12 protein-coding genes are annotated in these 14,388 nt (G+C 72.2%); 8 read left to right on the top strand and 4 right to left on the bottom strand.

From position 1 onward, the window contains the following. Positions 1–56: 56 nt before the first annotated feature. Entirely contained in the window at positions 57–956 is a 900-nt protein-coding gene (mutM, locus tag WDW90_RS00810; RefSeq protein WP_336485346.1) for a bifunctional DNA-formamidopyrimidine glycosylase/DNA-(apurinic or apyrimidinic site) lyase, read from the bottom strand. 199 nt (positions 957–1,155) lie between these two features. Here mutM and ubiE point away from each other — a divergent pair, with 199 nt between their 5' ends. The 3 genes from ubiE (at position 1,156) to coaBC (ending at position 4,960) form a co-directional block, all read left to right on the top strand. Further along, positions 1,156–1,929, top strand: coding sequence for a bifunctional demethylmenaquinone methyltransferase/2-methoxy-6-polyprenyl-1,4-benzoquinol methylase UbiE (gene ubiE / locus WDW90_RS00805; protein ID WP_336485345.1), 774 nt, complete (start codon positions 1,156–1,158; stop codon positions 1,927–1,929). Between the two features lie 211 nt (positions 1,930–2,140). After that, on the top strand, positions 2,141–3,697 hold the full coding sequence (ubiB, locus tag WDW90_RS00800) for a 2-polyprenylphenol 6-hydroxylase (protein WP_336485344.1): 1,557 nt from the start codon (positions 2,141–2,143) through the stop codon (positions 3,695–3,697). 9 nt (positions 3,698–3,706) lie between these two features. Further along, positions 3,707–4,960: a bifunctional phosphopantothenoylcysteine decarboxylase/phosphopantothenate--cysteine ligase CoaBC gene (gene coaBC, locus WDW90_RS00795; protein ID WP_336485343.1), complete on the top strand. Its 1,254-nt coding sequence runs from the start codon at positions 3,707–3,709 to the stop codon at positions 4,958–4,960. 67 nt (positions 4,961–5,027) lie between these two features. Here the strand turns inward: coaBC and WDW90_RS00790 are convergent, their stop codons facing one another. Both WDW90_RS00790 and speB read right to left on the bottom strand, forming a co-directional pair. Next, entirely contained in the window at positions 5,028–5,666 is a 639-nt protein-coding gene (locus tag WDW90_RS00790; protein WP_336485342.1) for a glutathione S-transferase family protein, read from the bottom strand. A gap of 54 nt (positions 5,667–5,720) precedes the next feature. Next, positions 5,721–6,662: an agmatinase gene (gene speB / locus WDW90_RS00785; protein WP_336485500.1), complete on the bottom strand. Its 942-nt coding sequence runs from the start codon at positions 6,660–6,662 to the stop codon at positions 5,721–5,723. 348 nt (positions 6,663–7,010) lie between these two features. Between speB and rpsT the strand changes: the two genes are divergently transcribed. The 4 genes from rpsT to recF all read left to right on the top strand — a co-directional run bounded on the left by rpsT (position 7,011) and on the right by recF (position 11,855). Then, positions 7,011–7,286, top strand: a complete 276-nt coding sequence (gene rpsT / locus WDW90_RS00780; RefSeq protein WP_336485341.1) for a 30S ribosomal protein S20 — start codon at positions 7,011–7,013, stop codon at positions 7,284–7,286. Between the two features lie 575 nt (positions 7,287–7,861). Continuing rightward, positions 7,862–9,361 carry a chromosomal replication initiator protein DnaA gene (gene dnaA / locus WDW90_RS00775; protein ID WP_336485340.1) on the top strand — a complete coding sequence of 500 codons (1,500 nt, stop codon included), beginning with the start codon at positions 7,862–7,864 and terminating at the stop codon, positions 9,359–9,361. A gap of 170 nt (positions 9,362–9,531) precedes the next feature. Then, positions 9,532–10,653: a DNA polymerase III subunit beta gene (gene dnaN / locus WDW90_RS00770; protein ID WP_336485339.1), complete on the top strand. Its 1,122-nt coding sequence runs from the start codon at positions 9,532–9,534 to the stop codon at positions 10,651–10,653. Positions 10,654–10,673: 20 nt separating this feature from the next. Then, positions 10,674–11,855, top strand: coding sequence for a DNA replication/repair protein RecF (gene recF, locus WDW90_RS00765; protein ID WP_336485499.1), 1,182 nt, complete (start codon positions 10,674–10,676; stop codon positions 11,853–11,855). Between the two features lie 119 nt (positions 11,856–11,974). Here recF and WDW90_RS00760 read toward each other — a convergent pair whose 3' ends face one another. Beyond that, positions 11,975–12,328, bottom strand: coding sequence for a type II toxin-antitoxin system VapB family antitoxin (locus WDW90_RS00760; RefSeq protein WP_336485338.1), 354 nt, complete (start codon positions 12,326–12,328; stop codon positions 11,975–11,977). 101 nt (positions 12,329–12,429) lie between these two features. Between WDW90_RS00760 and recQ the strand changes: the two genes are divergently transcribed. Further along, positions 12,430–14,277, top strand: coding sequence for a DNA helicase RecQ (recQ, locus tag WDW90_RS00755; protein WP_336485337.1), 1,848 nt, complete (start codon positions 12,430–12,432; stop codon positions 14,275–14,277). Positions 14,278–14,388 lie beyond the last annotated feature (111 nt).

Raw genomic sequence — 14,388 nt, 5'->3', positions numbered from 1 at the left:
GCGCGGAGGGCCGACCGTAGCGAGATTTGTGGCGAAATTGCCGCCCGCGCCCCCCGCTAGCGCGTCGCCGCGGGCTGGCAGGCGGCGCAGTAGAAGGTGGAGCGTCCCGCCTGCACCATCCGGGCGACGGTCCCGCCGCAGCCCGCCCGGATGCAAGGCGCGCCGGCGCGGTCGTAGACCCGGAAGGCGTGCTGGAAGGCGCCCGTGCCGCCGTCCGTGTGGGCGTAGTCGCGCAGCGTCGAGCCGCCCGCCGCCACGGCCTCCGTCAGGACCTCCACGATCACGCGAGCGAGGCGACGCGCCTTCGGGGTCGGCCCGCCGTCCCGGCGCGCCAGCGCGCCGGCGGGGGTCTCGGGGTGGAGGCCCGCCCTGTGCAGGGCCTCGCAGACGTAGATGTTGCCGAGGCCCGCGATCAGCCGCTGATCGAGGAGAGCGCTCTTCAGCGGCGTGATCCGGTGCCGGAACAGGCGGGCGATCGCTTCCCCGGTCAGGGCGTCGCTCAGCGGCTCGATGCCCATTCCGGCGAAGTGCCGGCAGGCCGCGAGCGTGTCGGTCGGCACGAGGTCCATGAAGCCGAAGCGGCGGACGTCGTTGTAGGTGACGGTCGCCCCGTTCTCCATCGCCATCACGACATGGTCGTGCTTCGGCACGCCGAGCGCGCCCTCGAGGTAGAAGTCGCCGGGGGATAGGTTGCGCCCGTCCGGCAGCCTCACGTCGAAGCGCCCGCTCATGCCGAGATGCATGATCAGCGTCTCGCCGGAATCGAGGTCCGCCGCGAGGTATTTGGCGCGGCGCCTGAGCTCCGTCACCGTCCGGCCCTCCAGCCGCTCGGCGAAACGCTCGGGGAACGGGAAGCGCAGGTTGGGTCGCCGCAGCGTCACGCGCGAGAAGCGTGCGCCGACGAGGGCGGGCGCGAGGCCGCGCCGGACGGTTTCGACCTCTGGAAGCTCGGGCATTCGGATCGGGGCAGGTGACCGGGAGATGACCGGAAGACGTGGCGGGCGGGGCGAGACCTTGCATATCGGGGCGCCGCCGGGGCCGGGCAATGCCGGCGCGTCGTCGCGCCCGCCGGCCGCGCTCCGGTCTCGGCGTCGTCCGGGACGCATGGCGGTTTGCCCGCGCCTTCGCTATGGAGGCGGGCAGAAGGTGGATGGCATGAGTGCTCGCGAGCAGGCGTCGAACGACGACGCCACGGATTTCGGCTTCGAGCGCGTGGCGCTCGGCGAGAAGCAGGGACGCGTGGACGACGTGTTCCGCTCGGTCGCCAAGCGCTACGACCTCATGAACGACCTGATGTCGGCGGGCCTGCACAGGGCCTGGAAGGCGCAGCTCATCGCGATGCTGCGCCCGCCGCAGGCGCGCGCCTTCCGCCACCTCGACGTCGCGGGCGGCACGGGCGACATCGCCTTCCGCTCGCTGCAGGCGGGCGGCCCCGAGACGCAGGTGACGGTGCTCGACATCAACGAGTCCATGCTGCGCGTCGGGGCCGAGCGGGCGGGCCGGCGCTACGCGGGCCGCATCGACTTCGTCGCCGGCAATGCCGAGGCGCTGCCGCTGCCGGACGCGGCCTTCGACGCCTACACCATCGCGTTCGGCATCCGGAACGTGCCGCGGATCGATGCGGCCCTGCGGGAGGCGCGCCGGGTGCTGAGGCCGGGCGGACGCTTCCTGTGCCTCGAATTCTCGAAGGTCGACCTGCCGATCCTCGACCGGATCTACGATGCCTATTCCTTCCACGTGATCCCGCGGATCGGGGCGCGCGTGGCGGGCGATGCCGAGTCCTACCGCTACCTCGTGGAATCGATCCGCAAGTTCCCCTCGCCCGGCGCCTTCGCGGGCATGATCGAGGCGGCGGGCTTCCGCCACGTCACGCACCGCCTGCTCTCGGGCGGGATCGTGGCGATCCATTCCGGCTGGAAGGTCTCCTGATGGGGCTGCGGCATCCGCGGCGCGCCCCCTCTCCCGTGCGGGAGAGGGTTGGGGTGAGGGGTACGACCTCTCCGGAAACGGCGAACCCCTCACCCGGTCCGCTGACGCGGACTCGACCTCTCCCGAACGGGAGAGGTGAGGAGCCTTGTCCTGAGGCGGCGATCCGCCGGCCGGCATCGCCGCTCGCGCGTCCCGCGGAGCTCTCCCTCCCGTGATCGGCGGCATCATTCACCTTCTGCGCGGGGCGCATGTCGGCTTCGTGCTGGCCCGCGAGGGCGGGCTCGCCTTCGTGGACCCCTCGCAGCTGCCGCCGCACCTGCGGCTCGCCCTGAAGGTCGGGCGGATGCTGGAGCGGCCGGGCGCCGCCGACGGCGCGGCTCGCCTCTCGAAGGCGCTGACCCGGCTCGGACCCTCCTACGTCAAGTTCGGGCAGTTCCTGGCGACGCGGCCCGACATCGTCGGCATGGCGGCGGCGATCGACCTCGAGAAGCTTCAGGACCGGGTGCCGCCCTTCCCGCAGGGTCAGGCGATCCGGGTGGTGGAGATGGCCTTCGGCAAGCCGATCCGCAGCCTGTTCGCCTCCTTCAGCGAGTCGATCGCGGCCGCCTCGATCGCGCAGGTGCACCGGGCGACGGTGCTCGATGCCGACGGAACGCAGCGGACGCTCGCGGTCAAGATCATGCGCCCGGGCGTGCGCGAGCGCTTCCAGCGCGACCTGCAGGCCATGCGCTTCATGGCGCGCGTGGTCCATGCCCTCTCGCCCCAGGCCGAGCGCCTGCGCCCGCGGGAGGTCGTCGAGATCCTGGCCCGCTCGGTCATGATGGAGATGGACTTCCGGCTCGAGGCGGCGGCGATGTCCGAGCTCGCCCAGAACACCGCCGAGGATTCCGATTTCCGCGTGCCCCGGCCCGAATGGGAGCTGACCGCCCGCGACGTGCTCTCGAGCGAGTGGATCGAGGGCATCCGCCTGCACGACCGCGCCATGATCGTGGCCGCGGGCCACGACCCGCGCGCGCTCGGGCGCACTGTGATCCAGTCCTTCCTGCGCCACGCGATCCGGGACGGCTTCTTCCACGCCGACATGCATCCCGGGAACCTGTTCGTGGACGCGGACGGGCGCCTGGCGGCCGTGGATTTCGGCATCATGGGCCGCCTCGGCATCAAGGAGCGGCGCTTCCTCGCCGAGATCCTGCTCGGATTCATCCTGCGCGACTACAAGCGGGTGGCGCAGGTGCATTTCGAGGCGGGCTACGTGCCCCGGCACCATTCCGTCGACGATTTCGCGCAGGCGATCCGGGCCATCGGCGAGCCGATCCACCAGCGCCGCGCCGACGAGATCTCGATGGCCAAGGTGCTGACGCTGCTCTTCGACGTGACCGCCCTGTTCGACATGAGCACCCGCACCGAGCTCGTGATGCTGCAGAAGACGATGGTCGTCGTGGAGGGCGTGGCCCGCTCCCTCGATCCGCAGCTCGACATGTGGACCGGCGCCGAGCCCGTGGTGCGCAGCTGGATCGCCCGCAATCTCGGGCCGATCGGGCGGATCGAGGGCGCGGGCCGGGCGGCGCTCACCGTCGCGGACTTCGTCGGCGACATCCCCGACCTCGCGGTGCGCCTGAAGCGAATCATGATCCGGCTCGACGAGGCGGGGACGGGCGACGCGCACCGGCTCGAATCCTTCGCCCGCCAGGAGCGCCGCCGGGCGATCTGGTCGACCCTGGCGCTCTGGGGCATCGCCATCGGTGCCCTCGTCATGGCGTTCCGGTAGGATCGGCGCATGGATTCCTCGCTCGCCGGCCGCCGCATCCTCCTCGTCATCGGCGGGGGCATCGCGGCCTACAAGTCCCTCGACCTGATCCGGCGCCTGCGCGAGCGCGGCGCCGAGGTGCGCCCGCTCCTCACCAAGGGCGCGCAGGAATTCGTGACGCCGCTGGCGGCCGCCGCGCTCGCGGGCGAGCGCGCGCATACCGACCTGTTCGATCGGGCCGACGAGGCCGATATCGGCCATATCAAGCTCGCGCGCGACGCCGACGCCGTGGTGGTCGCGCCCGCCACCGCCAACCTGATGGGCCGGATGGCGGGCGGGCTCGCGACCGATCTCGCCTCGACGGTGCTGCTCGCCACGACCCGGCCCGTGCTGATCGCGCCCGCCATGAACGTGCGGATGTGGCAGCACCCGGCGACGCGGCGGAATCTCGCGCTGCTCACGGGCGACGGGGTGCGCGTCGTCGGCCCGAACGAGGGAGCCATGGCGGAGGCCGAGTACGGGCCGGGCCGCATGGCCGAGCCCGCCGAGATCGCCGACGCCGTCGCGGCGATGCTGGCCGAGACAGGGGCCATGCCCGCCGGCCTCGGCTTCCTGGCCGGCCGCGCCCCGGCCGGGCCGCTGGCGGGCCGGCGCGTCCTCGTGACCTCGGGGCCGACGCACGAGCCGATCGACCCCGTGCGCTACATCGCCAACCGCTCGTCCGGGCGCCAGGGCCACGCCATCGCGGCCGCCGCCGCCGCGGCCGGCGCCGCCGTGACGCTGATCTCCGGCCCCGTCGCGATCCCCGACCCGCCCGGCGTCGCGGTGGTGCGGGTCGAGACCGCGCGCGAGATGCTGGCGGCGGTCGAGGCGGCGCTTCCGGCCGAGATCGCGGTCTTCACCGCGGCGGTGGGCGATTGGCGCCCCGCCGAGACGCGCGGCGCCAAGATCAAGAAGGACGGCACGGCGCCGGCCCCGCTCCGTCTCGTCGAGAATCCCGACATCCTCGCGGCCGTCGCGGGCCGCGGCGAGGGCCGCCCCGCGCTCGTGGTGGGCTTCGCGGCCGAGACCGATCAGGTGATCGACTACGCCCGCGCGAAGATCGCCCGGAAGGGCTGCGACCTGATCGTCGCCAACGACGTCTCGGCCGCCGGCGGGGTGATGGGCGGCGCGGCCAACACCGTCCACCTCGTCGCCCGCGACGGCTCGGTCGAGACCTGGCCGACCCTCGACAAGGACGAGGTCGGCCGCCGGCTCGTCGAGCGCTTCGCCAGCATGATCTGACTTATCGGATCGATCATGTTTTCTGCGTTTTGACCGATTCGGTCAGAACGCAGCATGATCTAGGGCGTCAGAGTGCCGCCGCGGCCTCGTGCTCGGCCGCGAGCCGCGCGTCGTCCGCCGCGATCCGCTGGGCGGCGGGCCGCTCGCGGATGCGCGCCGCGTAGGCCATGATGGCGGGCTCCTCCGGGACCAGCTTGAAGGCGGTCGTCCAGCCGAGCGCCGAGCCCCACAGGATGTCGGCTGCCGAGAACCGCTCGCCGAGGATGTACGGGCCGGGGGTGAGCGCGGCGAGGACCTGCGCCAGGACCGCGTCGAAGTCTCCGTAGGCCGACATGGCGCGCGGCGCGGGCTCGCGCTCCAGCGCCCGGTCGATCACGGCGGGCTCGAAGCAGGACCCGTAGAACACCATCCAGCGCAGGTAGGGCCCGCGCAGCGGGTCGCCGGGCGGGGGCGCGAGGCCGGCCTCCGGGAACAGGTCGGCGAGGTACAGGTAGACGGCAGCCTGCTCGGTCACCAGCGCCGCGCCGTGGCGGATCGCCGGCACCTTCCCCATCGGGTTGATGCCGAGATAGGCCGCCTCGCGGTGCTCGCCCGCCTTCATGTTGAGGAGGTGCAGCCTGTGGGGCGCCCGAAGCTCCTCCAGCAGGATGCGCACGCCCGTCGAGCGGGTGTTGGGCGCGTGGTAGAAGGTGATCTCCGGGTCCATCTCGGCCTCGTCTCGAATCGCGGGGCGGCAGGCTTCCCGCAGCCCCGCCCCGGGTCAAGCGCGCACGCGGCGCTCGGCCACCGCATCGGCCAGCAGGCACAGGATCTCGAATGCGAGGGTGCCGCCCGCGAGCGCGGTGATGCCGGCGGGGTCGAGGGAGGGCGCCACCTCGACGAGGTCGGCCCCGACGAGGTCGAGCCCCCGCATGGCGCGCACGAGGTAGAGCGCCTCGCGCGCGGTGAAGCCGCCGATCTCCGGGGTGCCCGTGCCCGGCGCGTAGGCGGGATCGAGCGCGTCGATGTCGAAGCTCAGGTAGGTCGGGCCGGCGCCGGCGATCGCCCGGGCCTCGGCCACGATCTCGGGCAGGCCGCGCACGAGCGCCTCCTCCATGGTGACGACCCGGATGCCCCGGGCGCAGGCCCAGTCGCGCTCGTCCGCCGCGTCCATGCTGCCGCGTATGCCGATCTGCACGGTGCGGCGCGGGTCCAGCACCCCGTCCTCGACCGCCCGGCGGAACGGCGTGCCGTGGGTGAGCCGCGCGCCGTCGTACTGGCTGTCGTCGGTGTCGCTGTGCGCGTCGATATGGATGAGGCCGAGCGGGCGCTCGCGCCCGAGGGCCCGCAGGATCGGGTAGGTGACGAGATGGTCGCCGCCGACCGAGAGCGGTACGATGCCGCCCGCCCTGAGCCGCGCGTGGAAGGCCTCGATCCGCCGGCAGGTCTCGGCGGCGTCGATCGGGTTGACGGCGACGTCCCCGAGATCCGCGCAGGCCGCGAGCCCGTAGGGCGCGACGCCGGTGGCGTGGTTGACCATGCGCGTGCCGGTGGAGGCCTCGCGCACCGCGCGCGGGCCGAGGCGCGCACCCGGCCGGTTGGTCGTCGCCCCGTCGAACGGGATGCCGACGAGGCCGATCTCGATCTCGCCCGCCGCGCGGTCGGGATCGAGGACGGGCAGGCGCATGAAGCTCGGCAGGCCGGAGAAGCGCGGGGTCAGCATCCCGGATTCCGGCCGGTAGCGGGCGATGCGCGCGGCGTCCGTCTCGCTCACCCTGTGCGGCACCGCCCGCCTCCCGGCCTCGACAAGGGCTGATCATCCGGGCGCGGCCGGGCGAGATCAAGCGGCACCGGCCGGTCGCCGCCGCACGGAGCGGCCCCGGCGGCCCGAAAGCCGGATTTGTCTCAACGCGTTGACGACTCACGGGCACGCGACTATAGAACCCGCTCCGCCGAGGGCCCGTGCGTTTCGCGAACCCTCGGCTTCGCCATTGCCTGATAACCTGCACGCGTTGACCGACTCCCGGCCCTGACCGGCTCGTCGGTACCGCCCGACGAGACGAGGATGCCCATGGCCAACACCGTGTCGGCCAAGAAAATGACCCGCAAGATCGCCAAGCGCACGGCGATCAACCGCTCGCGCCGCTCGCGGATGCGTACCTTCGTCCGCAAGGTCGAGGAGGCCATCGCCACCGGCGATCAGGCCAACGCCCTCACCGCCCTGCGCGCCGCCGAGCCCGAGATCATGCGGGCCGCGCAGCACGGCATCGTGCACAAGAACAACGCCTCCCGGAAGGTCTCGCGCCTCGCCGCGCGGGTGAAGTTGCTCGGCGCCACCGCCGCCTGAGCCTCTCCTCCAGGACGAGCACCGAAGAGCCCGGCCCGCGCGCCGGGCTTTTTCATGTCCGCGTCCCGGATGCGCACGGGCCGCGCCCGCAGGGCCAGGCCCCGACCGCGCCGCGCATCCTCGTGTCCAGTATCCTCGCACGCATCGATCAGTCTCCGGGCCGGGACCTGTCCCGTCCCGGCACGCCGATGCACGCGCCGTTAACGCTGTTGCAGAATCTGTGCTGTTGCGGAGTCTTGGCGGTCTGTGTAGCTTAACAAAAGATGACTGAATTCGAGCGACTTCACAGCTCGTGCGGAATCGACCCGAATCATTCGCAAGTTCAGGACTCTGCCTCGACTCGTGATGTCGGGCCCCGGGCCAGCCAGGTGTCTATTTCGGCTTTCCCCGCAAGTCCCACTGTTAGGAGAACCGTAGCGAATTGTTGATAGGGTTCCTCGATCGGCAAAAGCCCGCAGTCGAGGGGTTGACTCTGCCGGAGATCCGCGTCTCGCAAATTCCTGCGGGGCCGCAAGCGTGAAGTGTGCGTACGCTCCGATCGGCGGCCCTCCGTCCTCGGTGCGAGGAGAGCGAGAATGCAAGTCGACGGAAGCTTGGCGGACGGCGGCGGAAATGGCGGCAACGGTTCCGGCGCCGCGGAGATCGCGGCGGCCTGGGCGCGGGTGAAGCGTCGCCTGCGGGCCGAGCTCGGCGAGGACGTGTTCGCGAGCTGGTTCGCGCGCCTCGAACTGGAGGATGTCACCGCCGGCACCGCCCGCCTGACGGTGCCGACGCGCTTCCTGAAGAGCTGGATCGAGTCCCACTACCTCGACCGGGTCCTGAACACGTTCCGCAGCGAGATCGAGGCCGTCTCCCGCATCGAGGTCGGCGTGCGCGGGCCGGCGGCCCCCGCCCGGCCTGTGGCGGGCGCCGTGAAGGTTCATCCCGCGAGCGGGCCCCTCGCCCGCCTGCACGCGGCCGGCCCGCAGACCCCTGCCCCGGCGGCCGTGGCGGAGCCCGAGGCGGCCTCGCGCGGCGACGGTGGCGCGGCCGAGCTGAACGGCGCGCCGCTCGACCTGCGCCTGACCTTCGCGAGCTTCGTGGTCGGCCGCTCGAACGCGCTGGCCCACGCGGCGGCCGAGCGCGTCGCCCGGCACGACGGCGAGGGCGCGCTCTACAACCCGCTCTACTTCCACGCGGGCGTGGGCCTCGGGAAGACGCACCTCCTGCACGGCATCGGCCACGCCGCCCGCGAATCCGGGCGCCGCGTGATCTACCTCACCGCCGACCGCTTCATGTACGGCTTCGTCAACGCCCTGAAGACCCAGAACGCGCTCGCCTTCAAGGAGCGTCTGCGGGCGATCGACCTGCTGATCCTCGACGACGTGCAGTTCATCCAGGGCAAGTCGATCCAGGCCGAGTTCGGCCACACCATCAACGCCCTGATCGACGCGGGCCGCCAGGTCGTCGTCGCCTCCGACCGTCCGCCGACGGAGCTCGAGGCGCTCGACGAGCGCGTGCGCTCGCGCCTCGCGGGCGGCCTCGTGGTCGAGATCGGCAACCTCGACGAGCAGCTGCGCGCCTCGATCCTGTCCGCCCGCATCGCGGCGGTGCGGGCCTCGCACCCGAATTTCGAGGTCTCGCCGACCGTCGCGGCCTACGTCGCCAAGGCGATCACGGCGAACGGGCGCGACCTCGAAGGCGCGGTCAACCGTCTCCTCGCGCACGCCACCCTCACGGGCGCGACCGTGACCATGGAGACGGCCGAGACCGCGATCCGCGACCTCGTCAAGAACCGCGAGCCGAAGCGCATCAAGATCGAGGACATCCAGAAGCTGGTGGCCTCCCGCTACAACGTCTCGCGCTCCGACATCCTGTCCGAGCGGCGCACCGCCGCCGTGGTCAAGCCGCGCCAGATCGCCATGTACCTGTCGAAGGTGCTCACCCTCCGCTCGCTACCCGAGATCGGCCGCCGCTTCGGGGGCCGCGACCACACCACGGTGCTGCACGCCGTGCGCAAGATCGAGAAGCAGATCGGCGAGGACGCGGTGCTGGGTGATGAGGTCGAGCTCCTGAAGCGCATGCTGCAGGACTGATCGTCCGTTCCCGCCGGCCGGGGCCGCGTCGCCGCCCCGGCGAATGCCCGGGACGGGACCCATCGCCCGCTTGCCTTCCCGGCGCCCCTTCGCCAAGCTGGCCGGCCAGGTTCCGGGGGGCCCGGCCTGCCGGCCGCGGCGGGACGTTTCGAACACCAGAGTATTTTGCGATGAGAGTCACTGTCGAGCGCGCGGCCCTCCTTCGGTCGCTCGGCCACGTGCACCGCGTCGTCGAGCGGCGCAACACCATCCCGATCCTCTCGAACGTGCTCCTGCGCGCCGGCGAGGCCGGCCTGCAGCTGAAGGCGACCGACCTCGACATCGAGGTGACCGAGACCATTCCCGCCGACGTGGTCGATGCGGGCGCCATCACCGTCCCCGCGCACGTGATCTACGACATCGTCCGCAAGCTGCCCGAGGGCGCGCAGGTCTCCCTCGAGACCGGAGCGGATTCCGGCCAGATGACGATCCGGTCCGGCCGCTCGCGCTTCTCGCTCGGGGCGCTGCCGGAGGGCGACTTCCCGGATCTCGCCGCGGGCGAACTGCCCCACGGCTTCGCGCTGCCGGCGGCCGACCTCAAGCGCCTCATCGACAAGACGCAGTTCGCGATCTCCACCGAGGAGACCCGCTACTACCTCAACGGCATCTACCTGCACACGATCGAGGGCGAGGGTGGCCTCAGGATGCGGGCGGTCGCCACCGACGGGCACCGCCTCGCCCGCGTCGAGATGGAGGCGCCCGAGGGCAGCGCCGGGATGCCGGGCATCATCGTGCCGCGCAAGGCGGTCGCGGAGATCCAGAAGCTCGTCGACGACGGCGGCGAGAGCGTCGAGGTCGAGCTGTCGCCCGCCAAGATCCGGCTGCAATTCGCGAGCGGCGTGACCCTGATCTCGAAGCTGATCGACGGGACCTTCCCGGACTATCAGCGCGTCATCCCGACGGGCAACGACAAGCGCCTGACCGTCGAGCGCGACCCCTTCGCCCGGGCGGTCGACCGCGTCTCCACGATCTCCTCCGAGCGCGGCCGCGCGGTGAAGCTCGGCCTGGCCGAGGGCCGGCTCGCGCTCTCGGTGAACAACCCGGATTCGGGCAGCGCCACCGAGGAGCTCGACGTCGATTACGAGGCGGCCAGCCTCGATATCGGCTTCAATGCCCGCTACCTCCTCGACATCACGAGCCAACTCGAGGGCGACACCGCCCTGTTCAAGCTCGCCGATCCCGGCTCACCGACCGTGATCCAGGACCGCGACGGCTCGGCGGCGCTCTACGTGCTGATGCCGATGCGGGTGTGAGCGCGCCCGAGGGTTCGAGCATCGTCTCTGCGGGTGACCAGGCGGGCGGATCGGCGGGGGGAGGCCAGCGCCTTACCCGCCTGATCGCGCGCGACTTCCGCAATCACGCCGATCTCGACCTCGCGGTGGAGCGCCGCTTCGTGGCGCTCGTCGGCGAGAACGGGGCCGGCAAGACGAACCTGCTCGAGGCGATCTCCCTGTTCTCGCCGGGCCGGGGCCTGCGCCGCGCGGATCTCGCCACCATGGCGCGGGTCGGCGGCCCCGGCGGCTTCGCGGTCTCGATGACGCTGGCGCGGGACGAGGCCGAGCACCGGCTCGGCACCGGCTACGAGCCGCCCGCCCACGAGGCCCGCGGCAGCCGCCTGTGCCGGATCGACGGCGCCACCGTGCCCTCGCCGGTGGCCTTCGCGGAATTCCTGCGCATCGTCTGGCTGACGCCGGACCTCGACGGCCTGTTCCGGGGCCCGGCCGGGGACCGCCGCCGCTTCCTCGACCGGCTCGTGCTCGCGGTCGACGCGACCCATGGCGGGCGCGTCGGCGCGATGGAGCGGGCGCTGCGCTCGCGCAACCGCCTTCTGGAGGAGCGCGCGCACGACGCGCAGTGGCTCGACGCGATCGAGCGGGAGGTGGCCGAGCTCGGTGTCGCGGTGGCGCTCGCGCGGCGTGAGACGGTGGAGCGCCTCGACCGCCTGATCGCCGAGAGCCGCGACGACGCGCAGCCCTTCCCCTGGGCGAGCGTGCGGCTCGAGGGCGATCTCGACGACCTCGTGGCGGTGTGGCCCGCGCTTGAGGCGGAGGACCGCTTCCGCCTCGCGCTCCGCCAGGGCCGCCACCGCGACCGGGCGGCCGGCCGCACCCTCACGGGTCCTCAGACCACCGATCTGACGGTGCGCCACGGCCCCAAGGACGTGCCGGCCGCGACCGCCTCGACGGGCGAGCAGAAGGCCCTGCTGATCGGCCTCGTCCTGGCGCATGCCCGCCTCGTCCAGGCGATGTGCGGGATCGCGCCCGTGATCCTGCTCGACGAGGTCGCCGCCCATCTCGACCCGCGCCGCCGCGCCGGCCTGTTCGAAGCGCTGGAGGCGCTGCCGGGCCAGGTCTGGATGACGGGCGCCGACCCGGCACTGTTCGCCGAGCTCGGCGGCCGGGCCGACGTGGTCCGGGTGGCGGAGGGCCGGATCGTGCCGCCGGATGCGGACTGACGCCGCGAGGTCTCAGGCCAGGGCGGACGGGATGTCGGTTCGCGCGACATCGCCGCCGCCGAAGAGAAGCGGCACGCCGTGCATCGTCGCGCAGGCATAGGCGAAGCCATAACCCAGGTTCAGGCGCGCCGGGTGGCCGCGGCCCTTGCCGAGGCGGGCCTATGCGGTGGCGGCCGCGCGAGCCTCGTCGCGGCCGATGACGACCACCGCGACGACGGGCCGGGGCTCGCCGTGGACGGCGTCGAAGAACGCCTTGGCGGCTTCGAGGCCGCTTTTCGGAAATGCCGCGAACTGTCTTGGATCGGCTTGTCTTGGATCGGCTTGCTCCGATCGCGCAGCGCCAGCGTCGCTTCGCGCCGTTGCCGTTCGTCGGCGAGTGCCATACGCACCGCCTCGCTCTTGTCGACCCGCGCGGCCGATGCCAATTGCTCGGCGAGCCGGTCGACGTCCTCGCGCCCGATGGTCAGAGACATGGCTGCCAACCCTGCTCTGCCGCGATAAGGCTATCGGCCGCCGCAGTCCCGCGCAAACCGTCGAGCCCTATAATCCTAGCTACGAGCCGTTACGCGATCCCATGACCCAACGCCTCGACGAGGCCCGCGCCGCTCTGCGCGCCACCTTCGGCTATGACGATTTCCGCCCCGGCCAGGCCGAGGTGATCGGCGCCGTGCTCGACGGCGCGGACGTGTTCGCCGTGATGCCGACGGGCTCGGGCAAGTCGATGACCTACCAGCTCCCGGCCCTCGTCGAGCCCGCGCTCACCGTCGTGGTCTCGCCGCTGATCGCGCTGATGCACGACCAGGTGCAGCAGATGCTGGGCTTCGGCCTGTCGGCGGCCACGCTCAACTCGACGGTGCCGGAGGCGCAATCGCGCGAGACCTGGCGCAAGATCCGCACGGGCGAGCTGCGCCTGCTGTTCGTCTCCCCGGAGCGCCTCCTGATGGACGGCTGCATGGAGGCGCTGCGGGGCGCGGGCGTGCGGCGGCTCGCGGTCGACGAGGCGCATTGCGTCTCGCAATGGGGCCACGATTTCCGCCCCGAATACCGCGACATCGCCCGCGCCCGCGAGGCGCTCGGCAACGTGCAGGTGCTCGCGCTCACCGCCACCGCCGACACCGCGACGCGCGCCGACATCGGCGAGCGGCTGTTTCCGGCAGGGCGCGAGCCGCGGACCTTCGTCCACTCCTTCGACCGGCCGAACATCCGACTCACCTTCGTGCCGAAGGACAACCCGACCCGCCAGATCGAGCGCTTCCTGCGCCACCGGCGCCAGGAGAGCGGCATCATCTACTGCTCCTCGCGCAAGCGCACCGAGCAGCTCGCCGAGACCCTGGCCAGGGACGGGTTCAACGCCCTGCCCTACCACGCGGGCCTCGACCAGGGCACGCGCATGAGGAACCAGGACACCTTCCTGCAGGAGGACGGGGTGGTGATGACCGCCACCGTCGCCTTCGGCATGGGCATCAACAAGCCGGACGTGCGCTTCGTCTGCCACGCCGACATGCCCTCGAACGTCGAGGGCTATTACCAGGAGATCGGGCGCGCCGGCCGCGACGGGCTGCCGGCCGACACGCTCACCATCTACGGCCTCGACGACATGGCGCTGCGCCGCCGCCAGATCGACGAGAAGGAGGTGCCGGACGAGCGCCGCCGCGTCGAGCGGCGCAAGCTCGAGGCGATGATCGCGCTCTGCGAGGGCGCCGCCTGCCGGCGCCAGTCGCTGCTCGCCTATTTCGGCGAGACGAGCGGGCCGTGCGGGCGCTGCGATCTCTGCCGCAGCGGCGTGACGCTGATCGACGGCACCGTGCCGGCCCAGAAGATCCTGTCCGCGATCGTCCGCACCGGCCAGCGCTTCGGCGCGGCCTATGTCTGCGACGTCGTCGGCGGCAAGGAGAGCGAGCAGATCCGCCGCAATGGCCATACCGGGCTCAAGACCTTCGGGGTCGGCTCGGACAAGCCGGTCGCGGCCTGGCGCGCGATCCTGCGCCAGCTCTTCGCGGCCGGTGCGGTCGCCGAGAACGCGGACGGCTACGGCGGCCTCTCGATGACCGAGAAGGGCGAGGCGATCCTGTTCGGCCGCACCCCGATCCAGCTCCGGCCGGATCCGGAGCCGAAGGCGGCCGAGCCGCGCGAGCGCCGCCGCGCGGCCGCGCGCGACGACGAGGCGCTGGCGCTGAGCGAGGCCGACGAGGCCCTGTTCCAGCACCTGCGCGGCCTGCGTGCGACGATCGCGCGCGCGGAAGGCATCGCGGCGTTCATGGTGTTTCCCGACCGGACGCTCATCGAGATGGCCCGCGCCAAGCCCGTCGACCTCTGGGCGCTGCGCTCCGTGCACGGGGTCGGCGAGCGCAAGCGGGAGGCCTACGGCGAGCGCTTCGTCGCCGCGGTCGCGGACTTCCTGTCGCACCGGCCGGGCGCGTGAGGAGGGCGGGGGACCGGCTTTTTCGCTCGTCTGTGACCCGTGCGCTCGTGTACGGACGACCAACCCGGCCGAATCGCCCCGAAACATCCCAGCCATAGGGCCCGTCATCTC

The sequence above is a fragment of the Methylobacterium nigriterrae genome (genome assembly GCF_037106235.1).
Classification (GTDB): Bacteria; Pseudomonadota; Alphaproteobacteria; order Rhizobiales; family Beijerinckiaceae; genus Methylobacterium; species Methylobacterium nigriterrae.
Note: the sequence above shows the minus strand (reverse complement) of the source record. Positions and strands in the feature narration are given on the sequence as shown.

What these genes read in the sequence shown, in the direction of transcription:
- mutM (WP_336485346.1), bottom strand. Translation starts at nt 956, where the DNA reads ATGCCCGAGCTTCCAGAGGTCGAAACCGTCCGGCGCGGCCTCGCGCCC.
- ubiE (WP_336485345.1), top strand. Translation starts at nt 1,156, where the DNA reads ATGAGTGCTCGCGAGCAGGCGTCGAACGACGACGCCACGGATTTCGGC.
- coaBC (WP_336485343.1), top strand. Translation starts at nt 3,707, where the DNA reads ATGGATTCCTCGCTCGCCGGCCGCCGCATCCTCCTCGTCATCGGCGGG.
- WDW90_RS00790 (WP_336485342.1), bottom strand. Translation starts at nt 5,666, where the DNA reads ATGGACCCGGAGATCACCTTCTACCACGCGCCCAACACCCGCTCGACG.
- speB (WP_336485500.1), bottom strand. Translation starts at nt 6,662, where the DNA reads ATGCTGACCCCGCGCTTCTCCGGCCTGCCGAGCTTCATGCGCCTGCCC.
- rpsT (WP_336485341.1), top strand. Translation starts at nt 7,011, where the DNA reads ATGGCCAACACCGTGTCGGCCAAGAAAATGACCCGCAAGATCGCCAAG.
- dnaA (WP_336485340.1), top strand. Translation starts at nt 7,862, where the DNA reads ATGCAAGTCGACGGAAGCTTGGCGGACGGCGGCGGAAATGGCGGCAAC.
- dnaN (WP_336485339.1), top strand. Translation starts at nt 9,532, where the DNA reads ATGAGAGTCACTGTCGAGCGCGCGGCCCTCCTTCGGTCGCTCGGCCAC.
- WDW90_RS00760 (WP_336485338.1), bottom strand. Translation starts at nt 12,328, where the DNA reads ATGTCTCTGACCATCGGGCGCGAGGACGTCGACCGGCTCGCCGAGCAA.
- recQ (WP_336485337.1), top strand. Translation starts at nt 12,430, where the DNA reads ATGACCCAACGCCTCGACGAGGCCCGCGCCGCTCTGCGCGCCACCTTC.